Source organism: Phormidium sp. CCY1219 (genome assembly GCF_055795085.1).
Map to the genome: position 1 here is coordinate 1 of NZ_JAYFEQ010000762.1, position 6,625 is coordinate 6,625.

6 protein-coding genes and 1 tRNA gene are annotated in these 6,625 nt (G+C 50.4%); 4 read left to right on the plus strand and 3 right to left on the minus strand.

All coding sequences use genetic code 11. The annotated features are described in order from the left end of the window. Positions 1-117: 117 nt before the first annotated feature. Positions 118-912 carry a Tic22 family protein gene (locus AC0QH1_RS23260; protein ID WP_324633759.1) on the minus strand — a complete coding sequence of 265 codons (795 nt, stop codon included), beginning with the start codon at positions 910-912 and terminating at the stop codon, positions 118-120. A gap of 1,138 nt (positions 913-2,050) precedes the next feature. Further along, positions 2,051-2,124, minus strand: a tRNA-Pro gene (locus AC0QH1_RS23265). A 255-nt stretch (positions 2,125-2,379) separates the two neighbouring features. Between AC0QH1_RS23265 and AC0QH1_RS23270 the strand changes: the two genes are divergently transcribed. Both AC0QH1_RS23270 and AC0QH1_RS23275 read left to right on the plus strand, forming a co-directional pair. After that, a complete protein-coding gene (locus AC0QH1_RS23270; protein WP_324633760.1) occupies positions 2,380-3,192 on the plus strand; it encodes a carbon-nitrogen hydrolase family protein in 813 nt (270 codons plus the stop codon). Between the two features lie 206 nt (positions 3,193-3,398). After that, positions 3,399-4,850 carry a cation:proton antiporter gene (locus AC0QH1_RS23275; protein WP_442957358.1) on the plus strand — a complete coding sequence of 484 codons (1,452 nt, stop codon included), beginning with the start codon at positions 3,399-3,401 and terminating at the stop codon, positions 4,848-4,850. A gap of 77 nt (positions 4,851-4,927) precedes the next feature. Here AC0QH1_RS23275 and AC0QH1_RS23280 read toward each other — a convergent pair whose 3' ends face one another. Beyond that, positions 4,928-5,311 (minus strand): BON domain-containing protein, encoded by a 384-nt coding sequence (locus AC0QH1_RS23280; RefSeq protein ID WP_324633761.1) that lies wholly within the window; start codon positions 5,309-5,311, stop codon positions 4,928-4,930. Positions 5,312-5,357: 46 nt separating this feature from the next. On the opposite strand from AC0QH1_RS23280, the gene AC0QH1_RS23285 reads away from it, so the two are divergent. Together AC0QH1_RS23285 and ilvN are read left to right on the plus strand one after the other, a co-directional pair. Further along, positions 5,358-5,513, plus strand: coding sequence for a hypothetical protein (locus tag AC0QH1_RS23285; RefSeq protein WP_324633762.1), 156 nt, complete (start codon positions 5,358-5,360; stop codon positions 5,511-5,513). Between the two features lie 288 nt (positions 5,514-5,801). Then, the gene (gene ilvN / locus AC0QH1_RS23290) at positions 5,802-6,323 is read left to right on the plus strand and encodes an acetolactate synthase small subunit (protein WP_324633763.1); all 522 of its coding nucleotides are present in this window, start codon (positions 5,802-5,804) and stop codon (positions 6,321-6,323) included. Positions 6,324-6,625 lie beyond the last annotated feature (302 nt).

Genomic DNA, 6,625 nt, shown 5'->3' on the forward strand with positions numbered 1-6,625 from the left:
TCTGGTCTTCTGGTCAGGTGAGCTTGGGAAAATAAAGTCTTACCAAGCCCCTCCCTTTAGGGATGGGGTTCCTGACCACCACGGCGGATAAAGAACAACTGGGAAACCGAGAACGGTTTATTGCTGACCGCCGGATTGGGGTTGGAGCGATCGCACGTAGTCGATCGACTCTCGCGGCGGAATCAGCATAATTTTATTTAACTCGGAATCGTTGCTTTCTTGCAATAGCTGAATGACTCCTTGCAAGTTCACCACCTGAACATCTACGGTTCCTGCCAAATCGGGGTTTTGAGTTCTAAATTGATCTAAAACTCGATCTAATTCTTCTTTGTTAAAAAACAAAGGAATCACTTGTTGATTGCCATTTTGAACCGTTAAGTAGCCATTGTCAGGGCCGCCGGTTGCCAAGAACAGCGGAACCCCATTAAATTGCTCCACTTCTTTGCCATCTTCTCGCAGCACTTCCAATGCTAAATTAACTTGGCGATCGACTGGCACGAAGTCAAATCCGAGTTGTTCGGGATTATTTTGCATTTGCTGCGCCAGTTGATACACTTCGGCTAAAGAAACCGGCACTACCTGCACGTTATTCGCCAACTCTGGATTTTGGGTGGTTAGGCGATCGACAAATGCCAGTGCATCTTGGCGACTGATAAATACTCCGGTCACTGAAGCCCCTTGACCCCCTTCGGAAGTGGAAGCCACCAACGGCGAGCCATTTTCATCGGTAATCGTAAACACCGGCACCGCTCGCAGTTTTTGCATGATTTGCTCTGGCGGTAATGCCAGTGCCCGCGAGCTATTTGCGGTTAGAGAAGGTCCGAGAAGGACACTTCCAACGAGACTTAATACTGCGCCCCAGCGTACAATTGATTTCATTATTACACCTGATAGCGATACAACTTTATTCATTCAATTCACAACAGTCCAACTCAGTCAACCTCAGTTATTTTTTTGGTTTTTTCCCATTTCTAGGGTTGGTTTCATTCCCCTAGCTGACTGCAGAACCCTCCGTTGAGGATGAGTCATTAATTTTCCCGAGACGTTGACTTGTTTTTTGCGTTTTACAGGAGCTTTCTCCCGGTTTACTGAATATTTTAATCTGGTCAAAGGAATTCTGGTAGAATTTCACCACAATGTTGATAAAATTATGCCTGGGGAGAGAGTTGTGCTTTTTGCCAAAGCCGATCGCTTTCACCTCCGGGCGTCGCCATTCTGGCCTTGTCGCACTCTCCTTATTTTTTGGCTTTATCGTACCACATTTTCCCGGGGGTTTGCACTTCACCACCGATGGAAAATGCGCTTTTGTGATTTCAGCACTATGCTGTGGGTTCGGTGTTGCTTCGTAAGCCATGAGCCGCGAGTGGTTTGTTCTGGCATGGTCATGCTCTCTTGAAAGACTCCCTCGACCCGGGGTTGTTCCGATCGCGCTTCTTATTCCCGACGCTTTGTCCCCCTATGTTCTCCCTTGGGGGTTTGGCACTGCTGGCTGGGGATGAGTGGTATTATAGCTGTTTTTTCTGCGCTGGGGTTTGTGTTGATTGGGTGTGTTCTGAGGGGGGGGGAGCTTGCCCGGATGCAGGCCAATTTTGTCGGTTGGATGCCCGTTTAATTTGCACGTTTATATGGAAACTATTGAGTTTTTAAATGTCTATTTTTGGCTAGATAAAATAATTTCGCGCTTTGCAGAAATATTGCCTTGAAAAAAATTCGTGCAACTTAAGTGTATGCGGGAAGTTGGCGATCGGGTTTTTACCCCTTTATCGAAGTGGAGAATAGTGGAGAAAGGAAGATAGAAAGCGATTGCCAGGGAGGGTAATTTTGCGGGGGTGAAGGGGTGGTGATATTTGTAGCGATCGCGAAGCGAGCTGCAACCAAGAGAGGCGAATCCAATCCAAAGGAGCGATCGGGCAATAAAAAACCAGGGGCATGAGGAGAACGATTCCGAGTTCTGGCCGTTTGAGAAGAAGAGTAGCGCGTTGACTACCATTAGATCCCTCTGACTCGGATGCTCCTCGCCCCTGGAGTAGCAGTTATGTAGTAGATGCAATCGGGATGACAGGATTTGAACCTGCGACATCCTGCTCCCAAAGCAGGCGCGCTACCAAGCTGCGCTACATCCCGGAAAGGAATGTTTAAATTATAGCATCAAAATTGCGATCGCCGTCAAGTCTTTGAGATTTTTTTATCTTTTGGGGTAAGGAGGCAGTGGGTTAGGTTGGGGAGAGGGGCGGAACCGGATAGCAGTTTGGGGTAGCGATGGCGATTTTAACCAAATTGAAGGATAAATCGGGAAAAATAGTGACTCAGTAAGTCGCCTTTCAAGGAAAAATAGAGATCTGTACTCTCATTGTCGCATAGCAATATCGAGTTGCATTGATGAAATCTTATCTAGCAGCCGGGCTGCAAATGACCAGCGGACCGGATCTGGGGAAAAACCTAGGTCAGGCAGAAGAACTGATCGACCTGGCGGTGCGCCAGGGTGCCGAGATCGTGGGCTTGCCAGAGAACTTTTCTTTCTTGGGGGAAGAATCCGAGAAAGTGCGGCAAGCCGAGGAAATTTGCCAACAGAGCGAAAAATTCCTGAAAAAGATGGCGCAGCGATTCCAGGTGACGATTCTGGGGGGAGGGTTTCCGGTGCCAGTCAGCCCGGAAAAAGTGTACAACACGGCGCTCCTCGTGGATCCAAGCGGAGCGGAATTGGTGCGCTATCAGAAAGTCCATTTATTTGACGTCAACGTACCCGACGGCAATACCTATCAAGAATCGAGTACCGTGCAAGCGGGGGAAGTTTTGCCGCCGATTTACGATTCCGAGACCTTTGGAACCCTGGGTTTTTCAGTTTGCTACGACGTTCGCTTTCCGGAACTGTATCGCCATCTGTCCCATAAAGGGGCGGAAATTTTATTCGTGCCGGCAGCCTTTACCGCTTACACCGGGAAAGACCACTGGCAGGTGTTGCTACAGGCGCGGGCGATTGAAAATACCTGCTACGTGATTGCGCCGGCACAAACCGGACGACACTATGGGATGCGACAATCCCACGGACATGCGATGATTATCGACCCTTGGGGGACGATTGTAGCGGATGCGGGGGACAAACCGGGGGTAGCGATCGCGGAAGTCAGCCCTTCGCGCTTGGAGCAAGTCCGTCGGCAAATGCCCTCGTTGCAACATCGAGTCTTCAGTTGAAAGAAAATTTTTGCTGCTCTGGAGTCCGTGGCGATCGCGGCGGAGGTTAAACCCTCGCCCCCAGGGGGTTTAGCCGCACTGAGGCCCCGGGGCACCATAAAGTAAAGATTATAACATTCCTCAGCTTTTCTATCCGAGGAATGTTTCATTCTGTGGAGACAATATACAAAGCAGGTAAATTAGACAAGATGAGTTCTGCAAAATAGATGGCAGATTTCCTTAGTTTGGTGAATTCATTCACCGCAACCGTTTCCTTTTCCGCGTTCGATAAAATGGTGCCCCTGTTGGCCAGTGCCGAAGCCGCTGAAGTAGCTGAGGTGGCCGAAGAAGCTGCGGAGGCTGATGAAGCCTTGGTGGTGGCGGGGGTGCTGCTGAGTTTAATCACAATCTACCTAGCCAGCAAAATTGGCGGCGAGATTTGTGCCCGCATCAATCTCCCCCCGGTTTTAGGCGATCTCGTTGGTGGGGTGGTGATTGGGGTGTCGGTCCTCAAGCTGTTGGTGTTTCCCGAAGGCGGGGAAGATGCCAGCAGTTCGGTAATTATGGGATTCGTGCAAAGCACGACCGATTTGGAGCCTTCTGCGCTCGTGGCAACGTTCCAATCCCAAAGTGAAGTCATTGCAATTTTGGCTGAACTGGGGGTGATTATTCTGCTGTTTGAAATCGGCCTGGAATCAGAACTCAAAGAACTGATTAAATACGGTCCGCAAGCAGCGGTGGTTGCCGTGGTGGGGGTTGTGGCTCCCTTTGTGGCCGGTACGGTGGGCTTGATTACCCTTTTTCACGTGGCGACGATTCCGGCGATTTTCGCGGGGGCGGCCCTGACGGCTACCAGTATCGGAATTACGGCGAAGGTACTGGCGGAAATCGGGCGCTTGAGCGCGAAAGAAGGTCAAATTATCATCGGCGCTGCGGTGCTCGATGATATTCTCGGGATTATCGTCCTGGCAGTGGTGGCGAGTCTGGTGAAAACCGGAGAGGTGGAAGTAGCCAATATTGCCTATCTGATTGTCAGTGCTGGGGCGTTTCTGGTGGGCGTGATTCTGTTGGGTCGCTTTCTCAGTCCGTATTATGTGGGACTGGTGAAAGAACTCAAAACGCGCGGCCCGTTGTTGATTTCGGCGCTGATTATTGCGTTTGTGTTAGCCTATGTGGGCGCTGCTATTCAACTAGAAGCCATTCTCGGTGCGTTTGCGGCGGGTCTGGTTCTCGGCGAAACAGACAAACAACAAGAACTCGAAGAGCAGGTGGTTCCGGTTTCTGATGTGTTCGTGCCGATTTTCTTCGTGGTGGTGGGTGCGAAAACCAACCTCGGGGTTCTCAATCCGGCAGATCCGAGCAATCGGGAAGGCTTAATTATTGCGACGTTTTTAATTGTAGTGGCGATTATTGGGAAGACGATCGCTGGCTTTACGATTTTTGGTCAACCGGAGATCAATCGCTTGGCGATCGGCATTGGCATGATTCCCCGAGGTGAAGTGGGATTGGTCTTTGCTGGGGTCGGCGCTGCTAGCGGGGCTCTTTCTGAATCGTTGGAAGCGGCGATTATTATGATGGTCATCCTGACGACTTTTGTGGCTCCTCCTTTGTTAAGGGTGGTGTTTAAAGAAGAAGAACCACTCCCTCAACCGGAAAGTGTGGGTTCGAGTCAGGAGTGATTCACTCTGCAACCTTTGAGGTTTTTGCTTGAAATGCGGGGCATTCATGGTGATGAATGCCCCGCATTTATCGGATGCTATCCGACGCTGACTTCATCGGTGTTCACCGCTGTGGCACCATACACGCCACTGGCGACTTCCACTACTCGGTCGAGATCCTCTTGGGAGGGCACTTCGCCTTTTAAGACTACGGTGCCTCCAGTTTGGGCGACCCACAGTCTTTCAAAGTCGTCGGTGTCGGGATTTTGGTCCAAGGCGAGGGCGACTCGCTTGGCTAAACCACTTTGGTCGTATTCTCCATTTAGTCCCAAGCGTTCTGGGGGAATGCCTTCTTCTTGGGGTGCTTTGGGAACGCTGTAGCTCTGTGCTGGAGCTTCAGGGTCTTCTGGCGGGGGGGCTTCGATAGTTTCTTCTTCAGTTTCGGGTTTTTCTAAACCAAAGAGTCGTTTTAACCAACCCATTTGTTGTTCTCCTAACGTAAGGTTGTTCAGATTCTATGCCATATCTATGGCAATTCTATTGCACTTGGGGGAGGATATTGTCAAGCGATCGCTGCTGGCACGCAGACCGCGAAAGGCTCTCCACTCCCCCGGGGTTGCTGTTCTCCTGACGGGAGTTATGCGCCGCGATCGGGGGCTACACTCCCTGCGGCCCGGCAACTGAGCTACTTTTCGCTGCGGATCGGGAGTGTCCGGAAAGGGGAGGATTGAAAATTTAGAATTGACAATTGAAAATTTAGAATTGACAATTGAAAATTTAGAATTGGTGTGAGTGGGGAGGTGGGGGGGTGTTTTCAATCAACAATCCGCAATTAATAATCGAACGCCCCAAGAGTTTAGGATTTTGTTAAAAAGCGTCCTCCCCTAGGTTTCTCGCGATAAAATTTAGCTTGAACAGACTTATGCAGCGAAAAATAGTAGCGATCGCAGCTTTTGGATCGCTTCGAAAACTATGAAACACACTCTTTCTGTTTTGGTCGAAGATGAAGCAGGGGTCTTGACTCGGATCGCTGGCTTGTTTGCCCGTCGCGGTTTCAACATCGAAAGCTTAGCCGTCGGACCGGCGGAGAAATTGGGCATTTCTCGGATTACAATGGTGGTTCCGGGAGACGATCGCGTTATCGAGCAGTTGACCAAACAACTTTACAAGCTCATCAACGTGATCAAGGTTCTCGATATCACCGAAACCCCTTGCGTTGAGCGCGAGTTGATGTTGCTCAAGGTGAATGCCTCTAGCGCGACTCGCTCTGAAATTATCGAACTGGCGCAAATTTTCCGCGCCCGGATCGTGGATGTGGGCGAAGATTCGGTGATGGTTGAAGTGGTGGGCGATCCCGGAAAAATGGTGGCGATCGTTCAGGTTCTCAACAAGTTCGGGATCCGCGAAATTGCCCGCACTGGCAAAATTGCCCTCACTCGCGAGTCCGGGGTCAATACCGAGTTTCTCAAGTCTTTGGAAGCTAAGGTTCAATAGTTTCCCCTCGATGGGTGGCTCTCTAACCCCTCGTGGCACCCCAAGGGCACCCGATTTTCGCTTCGCCGATGTTATCCTCGCCCTGTGCTAAAGATAGGGTGGGCCATCCCCACCCTATTGCGCTGTATGGGGGAAAATCGCGATCGCGCCCGATAAAAGCTTGATATTTTTTTGCAGAGATGATATAATAGTCGGTGGAGCAATTCCCCCAGGCAGCGCACATACGCAATCAAAGCAATGCTTAACGACCCTGCCTGCCCCCACAGTTTCATTATACCCGATGCCCTTTTTTTTGTCAACTG